15 protein-coding genes are annotated in these 19,349 nt (G+C 71.0%); 7 read left to right on the forward strand and 8 right to left on the reverse strand.

Translation table 11 applies throughout. From position 1 onward, the window contains the following. Positions 1 to 71: 71 nt before the first annotated feature. From FBY41_RS20960 to FBY41_RS20970, 3 genes are all read left to right on the forward strand, one after another. The gene (locus FBY41_RS20960; protein WP_221629378.1) at positions 72 to 1,118 is read left to right on the forward strand and encodes a potassium channel family protein; all 1,047 of its coding nucleotides are present in this window, start codon (positions 72 to 74) and stop codon (positions 1,116 to 1,118) included. 146 nt (positions 1,119 to 1,264) lie between these two features. Beyond that, positions 1,265 to 1,885: a superoxide dismutase gene (locus FBY41_RS20965; protein ID WP_141846822.1), complete on the forward strand. Its 621-nt coding sequence runs from the start codon at positions 1,265 to 1,267 to the stop codon at positions 1,883 to 1,885. Between the two features lie 145 nt (positions 1,886 to 2,030). Then, the gene (locus FBY41_RS20970; protein WP_141846824.1) at positions 2,031 to 2,735 is read left to right on the forward strand and encodes a VOC family protein; all 705 of its coding nucleotides are present in this window, start codon (positions 2,031 to 2,033) and stop codon (positions 2,733 to 2,735) included. 33 nt (positions 2,736 to 2,768) lie between these two features. Here the strand turns inward: FBY41_RS20970 and FBY41_RS20975 are convergent, their stop codons facing one another. The 6 genes from FBY41_RS20975 to FBY41_RS21000 all read right to left on the reverse strand — a co-directional run bounded on the left by FBY41_RS20975 (position 2,769) and on the right by FBY41_RS21000 (position 10,892). Beyond that, positions 2,769 to 4,214: a pyridoxal phosphate-dependent decarboxylase family protein gene (locus tag FBY41_RS20975; RefSeq protein ID WP_141846826.1), complete on the reverse strand. Its 1,446-nt coding sequence runs from the start codon at positions 4,212 to 4,214 to the stop codon at positions 2,769 to 2,771. A 121-nt stretch (positions 4,215 to 4,335) separates the two neighbouring features. Beyond that, positions 4,336 to 5,658, reverse strand: a complete 1,323-nt coding sequence (locus FBY41_RS20980; protein WP_141846828.1) for an MFS transporter — start codon at positions 5,656 to 5,658, stop codon at positions 4,336 to 4,338. Between the two features lie 134 nt (positions 5,659 to 5,792). Then, positions 5,793 to 7,004 carry a galactokinase gene (gene galK / locus FBY41_RS20985; RefSeq protein WP_141846830.1) on the reverse strand — a complete coding sequence of 404 codons (1,212 nt, stop codon included), beginning with the start codon at positions 7,002 to 7,004 and terminating at the stop codon, positions 5,793 to 5,795. Then, positions 7,001 to 8,119, reverse strand: coding sequence for a galactose-1-phosphate uridylyltransferase (gene galT, locus FBY41_RS20990; protein ID WP_141846832.1), 1,119 nt, complete (start codon positions 8,117 to 8,119; stop codon positions 7,001 to 7,003). The genes galK and galT overlap by 4 nt, the downstream gene beginning before the upstream one ends. Next, positions 8,119 to 8,895 (reverse strand): DeoR/GlpR family DNA-binding transcription regulator, encoded by a 777-nt coding sequence (locus FBY41_RS20995; RefSeq protein WP_141846834.1) that lies wholly within the window; start codon positions 8,893 to 8,895, stop codon positions 8,119 to 8,121. The genes galT and FBY41_RS20995 overlap by 1 nt, the downstream gene beginning before the upstream one ends. Positions 8,896 to 8,897: 2 nt before the next feature. Beyond that, on the reverse strand, positions 8,898 to 10,892 hold the full coding sequence (locus tag FBY41_RS21000; protein WP_141846836.1) for a beta-galactosidase: 1,995 nt from the start codon (positions 10,890 to 10,892) through the stop codon (positions 8,898 to 8,900). Positions 10,893 to 11,299: 407 nt separating this feature from the next. Between FBY41_RS21000 and FBY41_RS21005 the strand changes: the two genes are divergently transcribed. From FBY41_RS21005 to FBY41_RS21020, 4 genes are read left to right on the forward strand one after another with little or no spacing between them, the layout of a single operon-like run. Next, complete coding sequence (locus FBY41_RS21005; RefSeq protein WP_141846838.1) at positions 11,300 to 12,652, forward strand: ABC transporter substrate-binding protein; 1,353 nt, start codon at positions 11,300 to 11,302, stop codon at positions 12,650 to 12,652. Positions 12,653 to 12,670: 18 nt separating this feature from the next. Continuing rightward, a complete protein-coding gene (locus FBY41_RS21010) occupies positions 12,671 to 13,564 on the forward strand; it encodes a carbohydrate ABC transporter permease (protein WP_141846840.1) in 894 nt (297 codons plus the stop codon). A 2-nt stretch (positions 13,565 to 13,566) separates the two neighbouring features. Next, positions 13,567 to 14,484 (forward strand): carbohydrate ABC transporter permease, encoded by a 918-nt coding sequence (locus FBY41_RS21015; protein WP_141846842.1) that lies wholly within the window; start codon positions 13,567 to 13,569, stop codon positions 14,482 to 14,484. A 1-nt stretch (position 14,485) separates the two neighbouring features. Then, positions 14,486 to 16,681: an alpha-galactosidase gene (locus FBY41_RS21020; RefSeq protein WP_141846844.1), complete on the forward strand. Its 2,196-nt coding sequence runs from the start codon at positions 14,486 to 14,488 to the stop codon at positions 16,679 to 16,681. Here the strand turns inward: FBY41_RS21020 and FBY41_RS21025 are convergent. Both FBY41_RS21025 and FBY41_RS21030 read right to left on the reverse strand, forming a co-directional pair. Next, positions 16,654 to 18,366, reverse strand: a complete 1,713-nt coding sequence (locus tag FBY41_RS21025) for an ABC transporter permease (RefSeq protein ID WP_141846846.1) — start codon at positions 18,364 to 18,366, stop codon at positions 16,654 to 16,656. The genes FBY41_RS21020 and FBY41_RS21025 overlap by 28 nt on opposite strands. Further along, positions 18,363 to 19,286, reverse strand: a complete 924-nt coding sequence (locus FBY41_RS21030) for an ABC transporter ATP-binding protein (protein WP_141846848.1) — start codon at positions 19,284 to 19,286, stop codon at positions 18,363 to 18,365. Before FBY41_RS21030 ends, FBY41_RS21025 begins: the two co-directional genes overlap by 4 nt. Between the last annotated feature and the right edge of the window lie 63 nt (positions 19,287 to 19,349).

The raw sequence follows: 19,349 nt of genomic DNA on the forward strand, positions 1-19,349 counted from the left end.
CGCCGCATCACAGATCCGGCCCCCATGCCTGACGCCGCTGGCAGGATGACGTTCATGCGGCGTGGTGAGTCGTGCTGACGAGCAAGAGCAGTCGACGTCGGGCGCTGCTCGTGGGAGTCGACAGCGGGCGCAGTGCGGTCCACCGGATCACCTTGGCGGTGCTCGCCCTCGTCGCGGTCACGCTGTTCGGCGTCATCGGCTACCTCGTGCTCGGGTTCACCCCGCTCGAGGCCATGTACCAGACGATCACGACGGTCGCCACGGTCGGCTTCCGTGAGGTTCGTCCGCTGACGGCCGCCGGTCAGGTCTTCACGATGGCGCTCATCCTCCTCGGCGTCGGGACCGTGCTGTACAACCTGGGAGTCATCGTCGAGGCCCTCATCGAGGGCCACCTTCGTGAGCATGTCGAGAGGCGTCGCATGGACCGTCGAATCGCAGCACTGAGCGGGCACGTCGTCATCTGCGGCTACGGCCGCGTGGGGCGGGCCGCCACGGCCCACCTGCTGGCGACGGGCAACGAGGTGGTCGTCATCGACAGTGACGAGAGGCGCCTCGGTGACCTCATGACGTCGCACCTGCTCGGTGACGCACTCGACGACGACACGCTCCGAGCGGCCGGCATCGACCGGGCGCGGGCACTGATCATCGCCCTCGACACGGACACCGACACCGTCTACGTCACCCTGTCTGCCCGTGCCCTCCGACCCGACCTCGTGATCATCTCGAGGGCGCGAACGGTCGACGCCAAGGAGAAGATGGTCCTCGCAGGGGCCACGCGTGCCGTCAACCCGCAGCTGATCGGAGGGCGCCGCATGGCGTCGTTTGCCCTCCACGGAGATGTGGCGGAGTTCCTCGACGTCGTGATGCACGACGAGGACATCGAGTACCGGATCGACCAGATTCGGATCCCCGAGGACTCACCCGCGTCCGGCCGCACCCTGCGCGAGCTGGACCTGCTGGGCCGGTCGGGGGCCCAGGTGCTCGGTGTGCGGATGCGCGACCGGGGCCAGTTCGTCGCGAACCCGCCCCCGGAGACGGTGCTGACGACGGGAATGACCGTCATCGCTCTCGGCGACCCCGCGCAGATCGGGGCGCTCATGGCCCTCGTCGGGTTGTGAGCCGGAGGGAGTACCTGCGGGTTCGTCGCTGTTGGCGCGAGGGTAGGACTCACCTGCGCCCGGTCCGTCAGGACACCCCTGCCGGAGGCCTTCCGCACCGGCATAGAGTGGTCGGAGCCGGATGGTCTCCACGAAAGGAACGACAAGTGGCTTACACGCTTCCCGAGCTCGACTACGACTACGCCGCCCTCGAGCCCCACATCAGCGCGCGCATCATGGAGCTGCACCACAGCAAGCACCACAAGGCCTATGTCGACGGCGCCAACGCGGCCGTCGCCAAGCTCGAGGAGCTGCGCGAGTCGGGCGACTACGCCGCCCTCAACGGTGTGGAGAAGAACCTCGCCTTCCACCTCGGCGGCCACACGAACCACTCCGTCTTCTGGAAGAACATGAGCCCCGACGGCGGTGGCCAGCCCGAGGGCGAGGTCGCCGCGGCGATCACCGAGTACTTCGGTGGCTTCGAGAAGTTCCAGGCGCACTTCAACGCCAACGCCAACGCGATCCAGGGCTCCGGCTGGTCGATCCTCGCGTGGGACACCCTCGCCGCGCGGCCGCACATCATGCAGCTGTTCGACCAGCAGGGCAACATCCCCGTCGGTCAGATCCCGCTGCTCCAGCTCGACATGTGGGAGCACGCCTTCTACCTGCAGTACGAGAACGTCAAGGCCGACTACGTCAAGGCCTGGTGGAACGTCGTCAACTGGGAGGACGTCGCCGCTCGCCTCGAGCGCGCCAAGGCCACCAAGGGACTCATCATCGCGGGCTGATCCTCGCCGACACGAGAAGGGCGGGCACCGCACGGTGCCCGCCCTCCGTCATGCCGAGCCCAGGCGTCACCCGACGAGGAGCCGCGAGAACGTGCCGGGCGCTGAGCGCCGTTCCGCGGCCGAACCGCGGCTAGGGTCGCCTTCCATGGACATGCTGAGAGGCGCGCAGATCGCCGAGGCCGACCTCACTGACTGGCGCAAGCTGGCCCAGGGACTGCATGCCCGCTACCTCGTCCGCGACTTCGGTGCCGGGGTGCGGTTCGTCGCCGCAGTGGGCGAGGCGGGCGACGCGCTCGGCCACCACCCGCGCGTGTCGCTGGCGAGGGGGTGTGTCGACCTCGAGCTCGTGAGCGACGACGCCGTCTACCGTGACGACGACGGCACCGAGTACGTCGTGGAGTGGGTGACCCAGCAGGACGTCGACCTCGCGCGCCGGATCAGCGCGATCGCGGCCGAGCACGGGCTCGACGCCGACCCGGCCTCGGTGAGCGAGCTGGAGCTGGGCCTCAACACCGCGGCCTCCGCGACCATCGCCCCGGTGTGGGCGGCCCTGCTCACCGGCAGCGCCGAGTCCCGGGGCCGCGGCTCACCCAGCGACGAGGTGCGGGACGCCACCGTCCGCGTGCCGAACCTGTGGTTCGGTGACGACGAGCACGAGCCTGCGCGTCAGCGCTTCCACGTCGAGGTCTACGTGGCGCCCGAGGTGCTCGAGCAACGCCTCGCCGCCGTCGTGGCAGCCGGTGGAACCGTCGTCGACGATAGCGATGCCCCCTCGCTCACCGTCATCGCCGACCAGGACGGCAACAGAGGCGTTCTCGTCGCCGACCTGTCCGCTGCGAAGAAGGACTGAAGCCACGAGCTGGCGTGACCGTAGAGATCCCGCTCAGCCGGTGGGGCGGACGAGCCGGTCGACCACACCGAGGAGGAGCACCTCACGCACCTCCGGCGGCAGGGCGTCGAGCATCGCGTTGAGCGGCGCCATCCGCTCGGGCAGCACGAGCTCCCCAGCCTCGCCCGCGAGACCAGCGAGAGTGAGCAGGCCGGTGAGGGTCGCCTCGTCGAGGGTCGCGGGGTCGATGCTCGTGGCCATCGCGACGAGCTCCGCGGGCACGTGGGCCGGCCCCGCCTCACGCGCAGCGGCCGTCGCGTCCGCGAGGTCGTGCGCGATCTGCTCGGACGCCGCTGCCGTGGCTGCGCTGAGGGTGAGGTGGACCGTCGCGGGGAGGTCACCGAAACGCATCTGCGGCTGGACGTACCACCCGCGTGCCAGCATCTCGTCCGAGATGGTGAACACGTCGCACATCTCGTCAGTCGTGAGCGCGAGCAGCGTCGAGTCCGGCTGTGCCGCAAGGGACAACCCGGGTATGCCGTCCGCCACCGCTGCGAGGGCGAGCGTGGCCTCGCGCGCGGTGCGGGCGAGGTCGACATAACGGTCGCCCCCGATGTGGTGGACGACCGCCCATGCCGCCGCGAGGGGACCACCGGACTTCGTCGACTGCGCCGTGGTGTTGAGCATCGTGTAGCCCGGCCAGCGAGCAGACGCGAAGAGGTGCGGACGTCGCAGGGCAGCCGAGGCGTGGAGGAGGATCGAGACGCCCTTGGGGGTGTAGGCGTACTTGTGCAGGTCGAGCGAGAGGCTCGTGACACCCTCGACGGCGAACGTCCACGGCAGCTGCGCCGGCTCGGTGGCCCGCAGGTGGGGCAGGACCCACCCACCGATGCAGGCATCGACGTGGCACCGCACCCCGGCGGCAGCAGCAGCGGTCGCGATCGGCTCGACCGGGTCGATGACCCCGTGGGCATAGGACGGCGCGGAGGCCACGACGAGGACGGTGCGGTCGTCGATCGCTGCAGCCATCGCCTCCGGCACGGCTCGCTTCGTCACGGGGTCGACGTCGACGAAGACGGGCTCGACCCGGAGCCAGTGCGCGGCCTTGTGGAAGGCGGCATGGGCCGTCGTCGGCAGCACCATGCGTGGCGAGGTGACATCGGGTCGACCGTCGCGCGCGGCGAGCACTGCGAGGAGGATCGACTCGGTGCCCCCTGATGTGACCACGCCGGCGAATCCGTCTGGGGCGTCGACGAGTCGGCCGGCGATGCCGACGAGGTCGTTCTCCATCGCGAGGAGCGACGGGAACGCAGTCGGGTCGAGGCCGTTGGTCGACGAGAACGACGCGAGCACCTCGCGGCCGATCGCATCGGCCGTCGCGAGGCCCGAGTCGTAGACGTAGGCAAGCGTGCGACCGCCGTGGGTGGGCAGGTCGCGGCTGCGCAGGGCCTCGAGCCGGCTCCGGATCTCGTCGGGGGAGAGGCTCAGGTCAGTGCCCATGGTCGACCTTTCGGCGCTGTCGAGGTGATCGCGGCAGCCACGTCGGTGCCGACATCACCTCGAATCGGGGGTGGGTGCGCGGGCGTGGGGCGGGGTTGTCGTTCGGTGATGGCCGGTGTCGTCATGGGGTCTTCTCCAGGCGGTAGCCGCGCAGGGCGAGCAGGGAGACGGCGACGAGGACCGCGGGCACGAGCGAGAAGCCGAGCACGACCGCCGTCACGGCCGAGTCCGGCTGGGCGACGGTCGACCCCGTCGAGGACACGTAGCCGCCGAAGGCCAGCACGGCGGCATACACGGCGGGGCCGAGAGCGAGACCGAGCGTCTCCCCGGCCGTCCACACCCCCGTGTAGAGCCCGACGCGCGACTGCGCCTCACCCGTGCGACTCGCCACGTCGGGGAGCATCGCCATCGGGAACATCTGCGCGCCGGCGTAGCCGACCCCGACGATGGCGACGCAGGCGTAGACGACGCCCGCAGGCATCGACTGCGACAGGACGAGGGCGAGCGCGCCGCCACCGAGCAGGAGCGACGCGAGCAGGTAGCCGCGCTTCTTGTCGCGCGCCGTGCCATAGCGCTGCCAGAGCGGCGTGACGACGAGGGCGGGCGCGACGAAGCAGACGAAGAGCAGGCTGGCTGCGCCGGGGGAGTCCAGCACAAACCGCGCGACGTAGTCGACGCCGGCGAGCATCGCTCCGGTGGCGAGCGCCTGGAGGACGAACGTCGTCAGCAGCAGCCGGAACGGCCGGTCCGAGCGGATGAGCCGCAGCTGGTCTGCGAAGGAGGTGCTCGCGACGGCGCCCGCCACGACCCGCGCCCGCTTCGTGCCGTGCCAGGCGCCCCATGCCCCGAGGGCGATGAGGGCTGCGACGAAGAAGCCGACGGCGCGGTAGCCCCACACCGGCCCGAAGGCGTCACGGATGACGGGGGAGAGGCCACCGCTGACGAGGATGGCCAGGGCGAGGATCGCGACCCGCCACGTCATGAGCCGGGTGCGCTCGTCGTAGTCGTCGGTGATCTCGGCGGGCATCGCGACGTAGGGCACCTGGAAGAAGCTGTATGCCGTCGCGCAGGCGAGGTAGGCCACGGCCACCCACGCCGCTCCCGCCCACGGCGGCGACGTCGGACCGAGGAAGAGCATCGCGAAGCAGGCGGCCAGGGCGAGCCCGGCGCGGATGAGGAAGGGGCGCCGCTTGCCGTCGGGGTGGACGGAGCGGTCACTGATGCGCCCCGCGACCGGGTTGAGGACGACGTCCCAGGCCTTGGGCGCGAAGACGATGACTCCGGCGAGGGCGGCCGTGATGCCGATGCGGTCGGTGAGGTAGGGCAGCAGGAGCAGCCCCGGGACGGTGGCGAACGCCCCCGTCGCGACCGACCCGAGCCCGTAGCCGCGCCGGACGGCAGCGGGCAGGGCGGGACTCGTCGCGGGCGACGTCGCCGAGGTCATGCGTCGCACCCTAGCCACCAGGGCGTCGAGAAGTGGGCACTCGACGGATTGGGGGCGTCGAGAAGTGGGCACTCGACGGACTGAGGGCGTCGAGAAGTGGGCACTCGACGGATTGGGGTCGAGTGCCCAGTTTCCTACGCGTCGGCTGTTCCTGGCATCGCGCTGGGTTCGCGGTGCGCGGGGGCGCTCGCGACGACGGCGAAGGAGACCGGCGGCGTGTAGCCGTGCTCCTCGAAGGCCGCCGCGACCGCCCCCGCCACCTCTTCGACCCGGTCGCCCGGCACGATGGCGATGCAGGAGCCACCGAAGCCGCCGCCGGTCATCCGGGCGCCGAGCGCGCCGTGGGCGCGCGCCGTCGCGGTGGCGACGTCGAGCTCGTCGCACGACACCTCGTAGTCGTCACGCAGAGAGGCGTGCGAGGCGTCGAAGAGCCTCCCGACCTCGTCGAGGTCACCGGCCCGCAGGGCGTCGACCGCGAGCGTGACCCGCTCGATCTCGGTGACGACGTGGCGCACGCGCCGCCGATCCTCGTCGGAGCCGAGCCGGTCGAGCGAGGCCGGCAGCTCGGCCGGCGCGATCTCGCGCAGCGTCTCGACGCCCAGGGTCGCGGCCGCGCGCTCGCAGGCGTCGCGACGGGCGGCATACTGCCCGTCGTTGAGCGCGTGCTCGGCGCGCGTGTCAGTGACGAGCAGGGCGTGCCCGGTCGCGGCGAGGTCGAAGGGCACCTGCTCGGTGGCTCCGGAGCGGCAGTCGAGCAGCAGGGCCGCCGCCTCGTCGCACAGCAGCGACGCCGACTGGTCCATGCCGCCGGTGGGGGCGCCGGCGATGACGTTCTCGGCCTCGACGCACCGCGCAGCGAGCCGCGCCCGGCCTTCGGCGGAGTCGAGCAGTCCGAGGTCGTGCAGGTCGCTCACCGCCGCGGCCACGGCACACTCGAGCGCGGCAGAGCTCGAGAGCCCGGCGCCGAAGGGCACCGTCGAGTCGACGACGACGTCGAGGCCGCCGATGTCGAAGCCGTCACGCCGCATGGCCCACAGCACGCCTGCGACGTAGGCCCCCCACCCGCCGGGGCGCTCCGGCGAGATGTCGTCGAGGGCCACCTCGGAGATGCCGTCCTGCTGGGCCGAGACCATGCGCAGGCGGTCGTCGTCGCGGCGGGAGACGGCGGCAAACGTCCTCTGCGGCAAGGCGATCGGCAGGCAGAGGCCACCGTTGTAGTCGGTATGCTCGCCGATGAGGTTGACGCGGCCGGGAGCCGACCACACGCCCTCCGGGGCGCTGCCGAACGCCTGCTCGAAGGCGGCCGTCACCGACGCGACGACCGCGCTCGCGGTGCGGTCAGTCACGGCGCCACCTCGCGCAGGCGCGCGGCCGCGCGCTCCGGCGCGACGTCGTTGACCCAGCCGCCGACGCCGGACTCGGACCCGGCGAGGAACTTCAGCTTGCCCGGCCCGCGGAGCACCGAGACGAGCTGGAGGTGCAGGCGCGACACGTCACGACCCTTCTTGGCCGGCGCCTGCTGCCAGGCGGCGATGTAGGGCAGCCGCACGGGCCCGCCGGCCTCGTCGACGTAGTAGCGGTCGAGCCGCCCGAGCAGATCGCGGTAGACGGCCGCCAGCTCGTCACGCTCCGCGCCGTCGAGCGCGTCGAGGTCGGGCACGTCGCGGTGCGGGGCGAGGTGCACCTCGACGGGCCAGCGCGCGGCGAAGGGAACGTATGCCGTCCAGTGCGTTCCGGAGATGACGACCCTCGAGCCGTCGGCGCGCTCTGCCGCGAGGATGTCGGCCCCGAGGAGGCGGCCGGTGCGCTCGTGGTGCCGGGTCGCGGCCTCGAGCAGCTGCGCCGAGCGCGCGGGCAGGTAGGGATAGGCGTAGATCTGCCCGTGCGGGTGCGGGAGGGTGACCCCGATCTCCTTGCCCCGGTTCTCGAAGCAGAAGACGTGCTCGACCTCCGGCCGGGCGCCGAGCTCGCGGGTGCGGTCGGCCCACGTGTCGATGACGGTGCGCACTCGCTCGACGGGGAGGTCCTTGAACGACGCCTCGTGGTCACTCGTGAAGCACACGACCTCGCACCGGCCCGAGGCGGGTCGGGTGCCGAAGACGCCTGCGGCGTCAGGGGCGTCAGCGCCCTCCGCCCCCACGGAGTAGGACGGGAAGCGGTTCTCGAAGACGACGACCTGGTAGTCGCGCTCCGGGATCTCCGACGGCATCGAGCCGTGACCTGCGGGGCAGAGCGGGCACTCGTCCTTCGGTGGCATGAAGGTGCGGTTCTGCCGGTGCGAGGCGACGGCGACCCAGTCGCCGACGAGGGCGTCCCACCGGATCTCGCCGGCGTGCACGCGCTCCTCGACGGGTCGCGGGTCGACCGCCGTGCGCTCGGGGGCGCCCGGCTCGTCGACGTAGATGATCTCGCGGCCGTCGGCGAGCTGCCGGCGGGTGATGCGGGTGGTCGTGTCGTGCATCAGACCTCCACGATCTCGAGCGAGCCCACGGCGTCGGACAGCGCGGCCCGGGCCCGCTCGGGCAGGCCGTTGTCGGTGATGAACAGGTCGATCTCGGACAGGTCGGCGAAGGTGCTGAGGCCGACGGTGCCCCACTTGGAGGAGTCCACCAGCACGCAGGTGTGCCGGGCGGAGCCAACGAGCGCGCGGTTCGTCTCGGACTCGACAAGGTTGGGCGTCGTCAGCCCCGTCATGGCGTCGACGCCGTGGGCGCCGAGGAAGAGCAGGTCGACGTGGAGCGAGCGCAGCGCCGCGACGGCCACCGGCCCGACGAGCGCGTCGGACGGCGTGCGCACCCCACCGGTGAGCACGACGGTCTGGCCCGGGGCACCCGACTCGTGGAGGAGCTGGGCGACCGGCACGGAGTTGGTGACGACGGTCAGCTGCGGCACGTCCTTGACCGCGCGCGCGAGCTCGTAGGTCGTCGTGCCGGCGGAGATGCCGATGGCGCTGCCGGGCATGACCCGCGCGGCCGCAGCCTGTGCGATGGCCTGCTTCTGGCTCAGCTGGAGCAGCGACTTCGCCGAGAACCCCGGCTCCTCGCTGCTGTGTGCGCCGCCCAGGGCGAGGGCGCCACCATGGACGCGCTCGAGCAGCCCGTCGCTCGAGAGCCGCTCGATGTCGCGACGGATCGTCATGTCGGACACCCCGAGCCGCTCGACGAGCTCGGAGACCTTGACGGCACCAGCCTCCTCGACGAGGTCGAGGATGACCGAGCGGCGTTGGCTGGCAAGCATCGTCAGCGCTCCCGGACCACGGCGGCGCCGCCGGGAGCGAGACGCACCGAGCCGTCGACGGCCGTGTCGGAGACGAGGTCGTGCCCCGTGGCACGCACCGTCTGTTCCGCACTCGTGTGGTTGAGCAGGAAGAGCCAGGAGCCCGTGCTGTCGCTGCGACGGGTCGCCTCGACACCGCGCGGCAGCGCCGCGACGGTGGGCTCGACCCCCGCCGCCGACAGCACCCCGTCGAGCAGGGCGCCGAGCCGATCGTCGTCGGGCAGGGTGCTGAGGTACCACGCAGCACCGCCGCGGCCCACGTCGCGTCGCGTCACCGCGGGTCGCCCGGCGAGGGGCGGGGCGGCATACGTCGACACGACCTCCGTGCCCGGGAGGGCGGTGACGTCCTCGCTCCACCACGTGCCGGTGCCGTCGGTGAGCAGCACGGTCTCGTCCGGACCCAGGGGGAAGAACTCCTCGACGCGCACGCCGAGCAGGTCGCGGAAGGCTCCGGGGTAGCCGCCGAGGCGCACGTGGTCCTGCTCGTCGCTGATGCCGGAGAAGTAGGTGACGACGACCTGGGCGCCCGCCTCGGCCGCGGCGGCCACCGCGGCGGCGTGCTCGTCGGTCACGAGGTAGAGCTGGGGCACGACGACGACGGCGTATGTCGTGAGGTCGGCGCTCGGGTGCACGACGTCGGCGGTGACCCCGCGGTCGTGGAGCTGGCGGTGGATCGCGTGCGCCGCCTCGAGGGCGTCGAGCTCGGAGCTGGGCATGCACGGCCCCTCGGCAGCCCAGATCGCCTGGTAGTCGTGCAGGATCGCGACGCGCGACTCGACCCGGCTGCCGACGAGCTCGCCGAGACGGCCCGCGATGCGACCGAGCTCCTCGACCTCGCGGAAGCGGGCGCTGTCGGCGCCGGCGTGCGGCACGACGGCGCTGTGGAACTTCTCGGACCCGGCGCGCGACTGGCGCCACTGGAACCACCCGATCGTGTCGGCGCCGCGGGCGACGTGCGCGAGCGCGTCGCGGATGGTCTGGCCGGGGGCCTTGGCGTGGTTGGTGGGCTGCCAGTTGACCGCGCTCGTCGAGTGCTCCATGAGCATCCAGGGGGCGCCGCCCGCGAGTCCGCGGGTGAGGTCGCCGCTGAAGGCGAGCTCGGCACGCGGGTGCTGCAGGACGTCGACGATGTAGTGGTCGGTGCTGACGACGTCGACCGTCGGGGTCCACTGGGTGTAGTCGAGGTGGCGGAAGTGCTGGAGCGTCATGAAGTTCGTCGTCACCGGCACCCCTGGCGACAGCTCGTCGAGCACCGCCCGCTCGCCGCGCATGTGCTCGAGCAGCGCATCGGAGCTGAAGCGCTTGTAGTCGAGCACGTGGGTCGGGTTGTTGAAGGTCGTCGAGCGGCGCGGCGGAAGGATCTGCTCCCAGTCGGTGTAGCGCTGGCTCCAGAAGGCCGTGCCCCACGCGTCGTTGAGCGCGTCGAGCCCCTCGTAGCGGCGCCGCAGCCAGGTGCGGAAGTGGCGCGCGCACTCGTCGCAGTAGCAGGGCAGGTTGTGGCAGGCGTACTCGTTCGAGACGTGCCACATCGCGAGTGCCGGGTGGTCGTGGTAGCGCGTCGCGAGCTGGCGCGCGAGCGCCAGGGCGTAGTCGCGGAAGACCGGCGAGGTCGGGCACCAGGCCTGCCGGCTGCCCGGCCAGAGGGTGTGGCCGTCGACGTCGACGGGGAGGATCTCGGGGTGGGCCGCCGAGAGCCACGGCGGGGGAGTGGCGGTCGCCGTCGCGAGGTCGACCGCGATGCCGCCTGCGTGGAGCTTGTCCATGATCGTGTCGAGCCACTCGAAGTCGTACTCGCCCTTGGCGGGCTCGAGCCAGCTCCACGAGAAGATCCCGAGGCTGACGAAGGCGATGTTGGCGCGCTGCATCAGCGCGATGTCCTCGTCCCACACGGGGCGGGGCCACTGCTCGGGGTTGTAGTCGCCACCGAGTGCCAGGGTCTTCGTCGGCCATGAACGCATGGGACACAGCGTGTCGTCCGATCGCTCGCATGTCAACAATTTCGAACACGCCGCCGTATGCCGTCCGCATCGTGGCGGTCGACGCCTCCTCGCCGCCCGGACGGGGTGGTGAGCGCTGTCGAGACCCCCGCGCGACCGTTCCGTGGCACCGCACGGTTTGAAGCCACGGATTCCGTTGTGCTGATTGAGGGCTCGCGTGCAGATCGTGCAAGAACTTGCAGCGCGCCCGTGTGGTCCCCTGCTGCGAGGTCTCAGTTCGGTCGCGGTGGTCACCCGGTTTGACAGAAGTGCTTGACAGGGCCCCGGTATCTCGACATCCTCTGTTTGTTGTTGAACGTTTGTGGTGATGGATGTTCGAAACTGTCGCCACGGCAACACACCCGGCACAGCGTCAAAGGAGACCGCACATGACCCGCCCCTCGAGCGAGGCCGAGTACCTGGCCCGCATGGTTCCCCCCTCCGTCCGCGGCGTCGACCGCCGGACCCTGCTCCGCGGCGCGCTCGGCGTCGGTGCCCTCCTCGGCGCCGGCACCCTCGCCTCCTGCGGCAGCTCCAGCGAGTCGAGCTCAGGCGTGCCGACCGGAGCCGTCTCCGGTGAGGTCACCGCGGGCTCCTACTCGTCCGACGCCGTGCCGAAGGCCGCCGTCCAGTCCTACATGGACGCCTTCGCCAAGGCGAACCCCGGCACGACGGTCAAGATCAACACCGTCGACCACAACTCCTTCCAGGAGAACATCAACAACTACCTCCAGGGCTCGCCCGACGACGTCTTCAGCTGGTTCGCCGGCTACCGCATGCAGTTCTTCGCCGAGAAGGGCCTCGTCGGCGACATCTCCGACGTGTGGTCCAACATGAGCGGGATGAGCGACGCCATGAAGAAGGCGTCGACCGGCTCGGACGGCAAGCAGTACTTCGTCCCGATGACCAACTACCCGTGGGCGGTCTTCTACCGCAAGAGCCTCTGGAGCGACAAGGGCTACGAGGTTCCCAAGACCCTCGACGAGCTCAAGACCCTCGGCGCCCAGATGCAGAAGGACGGCCTCGCCCCGATCGCCTTCGGCGACAAGGACGGCTGGCCCGCGATGGGCACCTTCGACCAGCTCAACCTGCGCATCAACGGCTACGACTTCCACGTCAGCCTGATGGCCGGCAAGGAGGACTGGACCGACCCCAAGGTCAAGAAGGTCTTCGACACGTGGGCCGGGATCCTCCCGCTCCACCAGGCGGACTCGCTCGGCCGGACGTGGCAGGAGGCGGCGCAGTCGCTCCAGCAGAAGAAGTCGGGCATGTACGTCCTCGGCTCCTTCCTCGCCCAGCAGTTCGAGAAGGGCGCCGAGCAGGACGACCTCGACTTCTTCACCTTCCCCGAGGTGGACTCGACGATCGGCACCGACGCGATCGAGGCCCCCATCGACGGCTGGATGATGAGCGCCCGGCCGAAGAACGAGGCCGCCTCCAAGAAGCTGCTCCAGTACATCTCGCAGCCCGAGGCCCAGCTCCTCGCCCTCAAGGCCGACCCGAGCGTCATCGCGACGAACAGCAACGCCGACACGAGCGGCTACACGGCCCTGCAGAAGAAGTCGGCGGAGTTCATCAAGTCGGCCAAGTCCATCTCGCAGTTCATGGATCGCGACACCCGCCCCGACTTCGCGTCGACGGTGATGATCCCGGCGCTGCAGAACTTCATCAAGAACCCCAAGGACATCGACGGCCTCTGCACCAGCATCCAGGCCCAGAAGAAGAGCATCTTCGGTTCCTGACCAGGAGGCAGCGCAACCATGGCGAGCAAACGCAGGTACAAGGGCATCGACCAGCTCTCGAAACGCGACAAGGTCGTCGTCTCTTTGATGGTCATCGTGCCAACCCTCTTGGTCCTCTGGCTCGTCTGGTTCCCGGCGGTCGGCACGGTCCTGCTCTCATTCACCAACTGGGACGGGATCGGGCCGCTGTCCGGCATCAAGCCGGTCGGACTGCAGAACTACATCGACATCGCGACGATCTACCCGCCGTTCTGGCCGGCGATGCAGCACAACCTCATCTGGCTGGCGGTGCTCTTCTTCATCGCCACGCCGTTGGGCGTCCTCTTCGCGGTGCTCGTCGACCGGGGGGTCGCGGGCACCCGGTTCTACCAGTCGAGCATCTACCTGCCGGTCGTGCTCTCCCTCGCGCTCGTGGGCTTCATCTGGCAGCTCATCTACTCGCGTGACCAGGGCCTGCTCAACGCGATCACGGGGGGCACGACCGACTGGTACGGCGACCCGGACGTCAACCTCTGGGCAGTCCTGGTCGCCGCCAGCTGGCGGCACGCGGGCTACATCATGCTGCTCTACCTGGCCGGCCTCAAGGGCGTCGACCCGTCGCTGCGCGAGGCGGCCAAGATCGACGGCGCGAGCGAGACGACGACCTTCTTCCGGGTCATCCTCCCCGTCATGCGGCCGATCAACATCATCGTCATCGTCGTCACCTTCATCGAGTCGCTGCGCGCCTTCGACATCGTGTGGGTGATCAACAAGGGCCGCAACGGGCTCGAGCTCATCTCGGCCCTCGTCACCCAGAACGTTGTCGGTGAGGCGAGCCGCATCGGCTTCGGGTCGGCGCTCGCAACGATCATGCTGCTCATCTCCAGCGTGCTCGTCATCATCTACCTGCGCATCGCCATGAAGGAGGACTGACCATGTCCGTCACGTCGAACCCCGTGGACGAGCGCCAGCAGCGCCTGCTCAAGCCCCGCGAGGGCGGCGCCCGATCCGGGCGGCGCTGGGCCCTGCCGGTGGCGCTCACGATCATCTCGCTGATCTGGCTCTTCCCGCTCCTGCTCGCGCTCGTCAACTCGTTCCGCGACTACGCGTACACCGCCAAGAACGGCTACATCTCGTGGGGCGGCTTCACCCTCGACAACTACAGGAACGCCTGGAGCCAGGGCGACTTCGGCCTGCACTTCTGGAACTCGCTCCTCATCACGGTGCCTGCCGTGGTGCTGACGCTCTTCCTCTCCGCGTGCGTCGCCTTCGTCGTCGCGCGCTTCTCGTGGACCTTCAACATCGCGCTGCTCGGCTTCTTCCTCGCGGCGAACCTGCTGCCTCCGCAGGCTCTGCTCATCCCGGTCTACCGGATGTTCCGGGCGATCCAGGTGCCGTTCTGGTTCAGCGAGTCGGGCACTCTGCTCAACAGCTTCCAGGGCCTCATCCTCGTCAACGTCGCCTTCCAGACCGGCTTCTGCGCCTTCGTGCTCAGCAACTACATGAAGGCGCTGCCCAAGGAGCTCTACGAGTCGGCCGTCATCGACGGGGCGAGCGTCTCGCGGCAGTTCTTCCAGATCACCCTGCCGCTCTGCCGTCCGGCCCTCGCCGCCCTCGCGGTGCTCCAGACGACCTGGATCTACAACGAGTTCTTCTGGGCCACCGTGCTGCTCCAGCAGGGCGACAAGTACCCCGTGACGAGCTCGATCAACAACCTGCGAGGCCAGTTCTTCACCGACAACAACCTCGTGGCGGCCGGCTCGGTCATCATCGCCGTGCCGACCCTCGTGATCTTCTTCGTGCTCCAACGACACTTCGTCGCCGGCCTGACGCTCGGCGCGACCAAGGGATGACGTGACCACCACACCTCACCGCACGACCGTCCATCTGGAGTCCGCCGGCACCGCGCTCGTCCTCGAGCCGCGGGCCGGCGGGTCCGGACTGCCCGAGGTGCTGCACTGGGGTGCGGCGCTCGAGGGCGGCGCCTCGGCCTACGAAGCCCTCGGAGTGGCGACCCTCGCGCCCGTGCCGCACAGCGCGCTCGACGCGGCCTGGCCGCTCACCCTGCTGCCCGGTGAGGCGGACGGGTGGGCGGGCACGCCCGGCTGGTCGGGTCACCGGGGCGGCGCTGCGGGCGCGGTCCGCTGGCACGACGTGACGTGCGAGGTCGTCGAGGGCACAGCCGTCACACGGGCCACCTCGCCGGACGGCATACGCCTCGAGCTGCGGCACGCGCTCGACGACCACGGGGTGCTCCGGGTGGATGCCTCCGTCACCAACCGCGGCGACGACACCGTGCCCCTCGACGTCGCTGCCCTCCGCGCCATCCTGCCGCTGCCGCCGCGTGCCGACGAGGTGCTCGACCTCACCGGTCGCTGGTGCCGCGAGCGTTCGCCGCAGCGCAGCCGCCTCGACCACGGCACACACCTGCGCGCGAGCCGCCGGGGCCGCACCGGCCACGACGCCACCCTGTTCCTGATGGCCGGCACCCACGGCTTCGACTGGCGCTCCGGTGAGGTCTGGGCCGTCCACACGGCGTGGAGCGGCAACCACGAGCACCTCGTCGAGGCGCTTCCCGAGGGCGCCGGGCGCCACCACGCCGTCATCGGCGGCGGCGAGCTGCTCGCGCCCGGTGAGGTGCGCCTCCAGCCGGGCGAGACGTATGCCGCCCCGACGGTCGTCTTCGTCCACTCCACCGACGGCCTCGACGGCCTCTCGCGCCGGCTGCACCGGAGCCTGCGGGCGCGCCCCGGGCACCCCTCCCGGCCGCGGCCGGTCGTGCTCAACACGTGGGAGGCCGTCTACTTCGAGACCGACCTCGACCACCTCAAGGCGCTCGCCGACACGGCCTCCCGGATCGGCGTCGAGCGCTTCGTCCTCGACGACGGCTGGTTCGGCGGACGCCGCAACGACCGGGCGGGGCTCGGCGACTGGGTCGTCTCGCCGGACGTGTGGCCGAACGGGCTCGGCCTGCTCGTCGACCACGTCAAGGGCCTGGGCCTCGAGTTCGGGCTGTGGTTCGAGCCCGAGATGGTCAACGAGGACAGCGACCTCGTGCGCGCGCACCCGGACTGGGTGCTGCGCCCGGCCGACGGCTCCCCGCGCGAGTGGCGCTTCCAGCAGCTGCTCGACCTGACGAACCAGGACGCCTTCGCCCTCCTGCTCGACCGCATCAGCGGCCTCGTCGCGGAGTACGGCATCGACTACATCAAGTGGGACCACAACCGCGACCTGCTCGAGGCCGTGCACTCCGTCACGACTGCGGACAGCCGCCGGCTCGTCGACGCACCAGCGGTGCACGCCCACACCCTCGCGTTCTACCGCCTGCTCGACGACCTCAGGGCGCGGCACCCGCGTCTCGAGATCGAGTCGTGCAGCAGCGGCGGCGCGCGCGTCGACCTCGGCGTGCTGGACCGCACCGACCGCGTCTGGACGAGCGACTGCAACGACGCGCTCGAGCGCGCGAGCATCCAGCGCTGGACGAGCCTGCTCGTGCCCGCGGAGCTCATGGGCACCCACATCGGCCCCGCGACCGCACACACGACCTACCGCACCGTCGACCTCGGCTTCCGCATGCTCATGGCGCTGCAGGGCCACGCCGGCCTCGAGTGGGACATCAGCAGCTGCTCGGCCGCCGAGCTCGAGCAGCTGACGGCCTGGACAGCGCTCGCCCGCGAGCTTCGCCCGCTCCTGCACTCCGGCGACCTCGTGCGCAGCGAGACGCCTGACGGCACGCTCCACGTGACGGGCACCGTCGCGCCCGACGGCGGGAGGGCGGCATACACCGTCGCCCGCCTCGTCACGGGACGTGACGCCGTGACCGGTGCGGTGCCGCTGCCCGGCCTCGACCCCAGCCGTACGTATGCCGTCCGGCTGCGTCCCGAGGCGGGCTTGCCGGCCGTCGTGCAGCTGACCCCGCCCGCGTGGTGGGACCGCGCCCTCGGTGAGGACGGCTTCGTCGTGCCGGGGTCGGTCCTCACCGGCGTGGGGCTGCCCGTGCCGGTGATCGGGCCGGCCCAGGGCTACCTGCTCGACGTCAGAGCGGTCTGAGCCGGGGTCTGTTTCCCGGCGGTGTGGCCGGACTCCCTCGCCTCGGGGCGGTAGCGCAGGGCGAGGACGACCGCCCCGGCCAGGGTCCAGGCGAGGAGCACGGCCAGGTGACCCCACGCGAGGCCACTGGTGGCCGGGGCGATCGACTCGGTCATCGCGCGTGCCGCGTGGCGCAACGGGAAGAGCCACGAGATCGCTTCGACGACGGGTGGGAAGCTCGCTCCGACGACGAAGATGTCGGAGATGAAGGCGAGCGGGAGCAGCGTGCCGAGGGTCACGCCGACGACGCCCTGGGCCGAGCGCACGAAGGTCATGACGGCGAGGCCGACGACGGCGAAGCACACCGTCGCGACGACGAGCGTGACGGCGGCGGCGGCCATCCCGGACGGCCAGCCGGGCCGGTAGGCCAGACCCGTGAGCACGACGATGGCGAGCCCCGTGACGAGGGAGACCGCGAGCGCCCCGGCGACCCGGCCCACGAGGAGGGCGGGGGTGGGCAGCGGCGTGCCACCGGTGCGCTTGAGCACGCCTCGCTCCCGGTCCTCGGCGACGCCCTGCGGCATGTTGACGTAGGCCGTCACGGCGGCGCCGTAGACCGCCATCGTCGCGGCGTAGAACGTGCCGAGGGACAGGCCGTTCGACATGATCTGGTCGCCGCCACCGTTGACGGCCGGGATGATCGCGACGAGCACGACGGGGAACGCGACGGCGAAGAAGACCGATGACGCGTCGCGCCAGAGGATGGACTGGGCATGGCGCACCTGGTCGAGCAGGAGCGCGCCGAGCGAGGGCGTGGCGGCACGGCGCGGCACGGCGTCGGCGGCCCTCGCCCGGGTGTGGCTGACGGTGCCGGCGCCCGACCCGTGCGTGGCGTCGCGGTCGCGGTCGCGGCGCAGCAGGGCTGTGGCGACGAGCGCGCCGGCGAGGCCCCAGAGGGCGATGACCGCGAGGTGGTCGAGCTCGAAGCCGCTGCCCGTGAGGTAGGGGTTGAGGGCGTCGGCGAAGAGGGCGGTGAGGTGCTTGAGGGGGAAGATCCAGCCGATCGTCGCGAGCCACGTCGGCAGCTGACCGCCCAGCATGAACATGTCGGAGATGAAGGCGAGCGGGATGACGACGCCGTTGGACACCGCGAGCGTCAGCTGCATCGTCGGCAGCGCCATCGCGAGGGCGAGGCCGAGGGCGCTGAAGCACGCCGACGCGAGGAGCAGGGTGACGACGATGGCGACCACCGAGCGGCTCGGAACGATGAGGTCGTAGAAGAGCACGCCCGCGGTGATGACGAGCGCGGTGGAGGTGAGTCCGAGCACGACGGCGGCGCCCACCCGGCCGCCGATGAGGACCCAGCGCGGCGCCGGGGAGCCGGCCTGTCGCTTGATGACACCGCTCGCGCGGGCCTCGGCGAGCCCGACGGCGAGGAACGAGAAGGTCGCCATGACGACGCCGAAGGACGCCATGCCGGGCGCGAGGTACTGCACGAGGCGCACGCCGTTGGTCTCGTCGAGGACCTGGTTGCCGACGAGCGCCGAGAGCAGCACGAAGAAGAGCAGGGGCAGGCCGATGCTGAGGATGAGCGTGATCGGCGTGCGGGTGAGGGTGACGAGCTCGTGGCGGACCTGGCGCCCGAGCATGCCCACGTCAGCGCCGGGCGCGTGGTGGCCGGCGTGCGGGGCGGCGACGGCGCTCATGACGGCACCATCTCGACCTGGGCCTGCTCGCCGACGAGGTCGAGGTAGACGTCCTCGAGGCTGGGACGGGCGAGGGTCAGGGCCTCGAGCTCGAGACCGCGCTCGAGGGCCCACGCCGCGAGCGTCGCGACGTCGGCCGTCGGTGTCTCCGTGCGCACCTCGATGACGCTGCCCGCCGTGCGGCGCTCGAGACCCAGGTCGGGCAGGTCGAGGGCGGTGAGGCCCGCGGGGAGGCGGAACGAGATGATTGTCGCGCCCCCGGCGGCGGACGCGAGCTCGTCGGGCGTGCCCTGGGCGACGACCCGACCGTGGTCGATGACCACGACGCGGTCGGCGAGGTGCTCGGCCTCGTCGAGGTAGTGCGTCGTCAGCAAGATGGTGGCGCCGAGGTCGCGCAGGCGCTCGACGAGCTCCCAGGCCCGCCGTCGCGCCGAGGGGTCGAAGCCCGTCGTCGGCTCGTCGAGGAAGAGCAGGTCGGGGTCTCCGATGATGCCGAGGGCGAGGTCGAGGCGGCGACGCTGGCCCCCGGAGAGGGCGCGCACCCGGGCGTCGGCCTTCTCCTCGAGACCCGTCAGGGCGATGACCTCGTCGACGGGCCGGGGGTGCGGGTAGTAGCCCGCGTGGAGCCGGAGCAGCTCGCGCGGGGTGAAACTGTCCTCGAAGCCGGCCTCCTGCAGGACGATGCCGATGCGCTCGCGGAAGGCGCGGCCCCCGGTCTGCGGGTCGTGGCCCAGGACCGACACCGTGCCGCCGTCGGGTGCCCGGTAGCCCTCGAGGATCTCGACGGTCGTCGTCTTGCCGGCCCCGTTGGGCCCGAGCAGTGCGACGACCTCACCCTCGTCGATGGTCAGGTCGATCCCGTCGACTGCTGCGACGTCTCCATAGACCTTCCGAAGGCCCTGGACCTCGATGGCGGCCATGCCGCTCGCCCCCTCCGGTGCGTGGCGCCGCCCCGGCGCGACAGCGCCTCCCTTCCAGTCAAC

The organism is Humibacillus xanthopallidus (assembly GCF_006716675.1).
Classification (GTDB): Bacteria; Actinomycetota; Actinomycetes; order Actinomycetales; family Dermatophilaceae; genus Humibacillus; species Humibacillus xanthopallidus_B.

What these genes read in the sequence shown, in the direction of transcription:
- FBY41_RS20970 (WP_141846824.1), top strand. Translation starts at nt 2,031, where the DNA reads ATGGACATGCTGAGAGGCGCGCAGATCGCCGAGGCCGACCTCACTGAC.
- FBY41_RS20975 (WP_141846826.1), bottom strand. Translation starts at nt 4,214, where the DNA reads ATGGGCACTGACCTGAGCCTCTCCCCCGACGAGATCCGGAGCCGGCTC.
- FBY41_RS20980 (WP_141846828.1), bottom strand. Translation starts at nt 5,658, where the DNA reads ATGACCTCGGCGACGTCGCCCGCGACGAGTCCCGCCCTGCCCGCTGCC.
- galT (WP_141846832.1), bottom strand. Translation starts at nt 8,119, where the DNA reads ATGCACGACACGACCACCCGCATCACCCGCCGGCAGCTCGCCGACGGC.
- FBY41_RS20995 (WP_141846834.1), bottom strand. Translation starts at nt 8,895, where the DNA reads ATGCTTGCCAGCCAACGCCGCTCGGTCATCCTCGACCTCGTCGAGGAG.
- FBY41_RS21000 (WP_141846836.1), bottom strand. Translation starts at nt 10,892, where the DNA reads ATGCGTTCATGGCCGACGAAGACCCTGGCACTCGGTGGCGACTACAAC.
- FBY41_RS21005 (WP_141846838.1), top strand. Translation starts at nt 11,300, where the DNA reads ATGACCCGCCCCTCGAGCGAGGCCGAGTACCTGGCCCGCATGGTTCCC.
- FBY41_RS21010 (WP_141846840.1), top strand. Translation starts at nt 12,671, where the DNA reads ATGGCGAGCAAACGCAGGTACAAGGGCATCGACCAGCTCTCGAAACGC.
- FBY41_RS21015 (WP_141846842.1), top strand. Translation starts at nt 13,567, where the DNA reads ATGTCCGTCACGTCGAACCCCGTGGACGAGCGCCAGCAGCGCCTGCTC.
- FBY41_RS21025 (WP_141846846.1), bottom strand. Translation starts at nt 18,366, where the DNA reads ATGAGCGCCGTCGCCGCCCCGCACGCCGGCCACCACGCGCCCGGCGCT.
- FBY41_RS21030 (WP_141846848.1), bottom strand. Translation starts at nt 19,286, where the DNA reads ATGGCCGCCATCGAGGTCCAGGGCCTTCGGAAGGTCTATGGAGACGTC.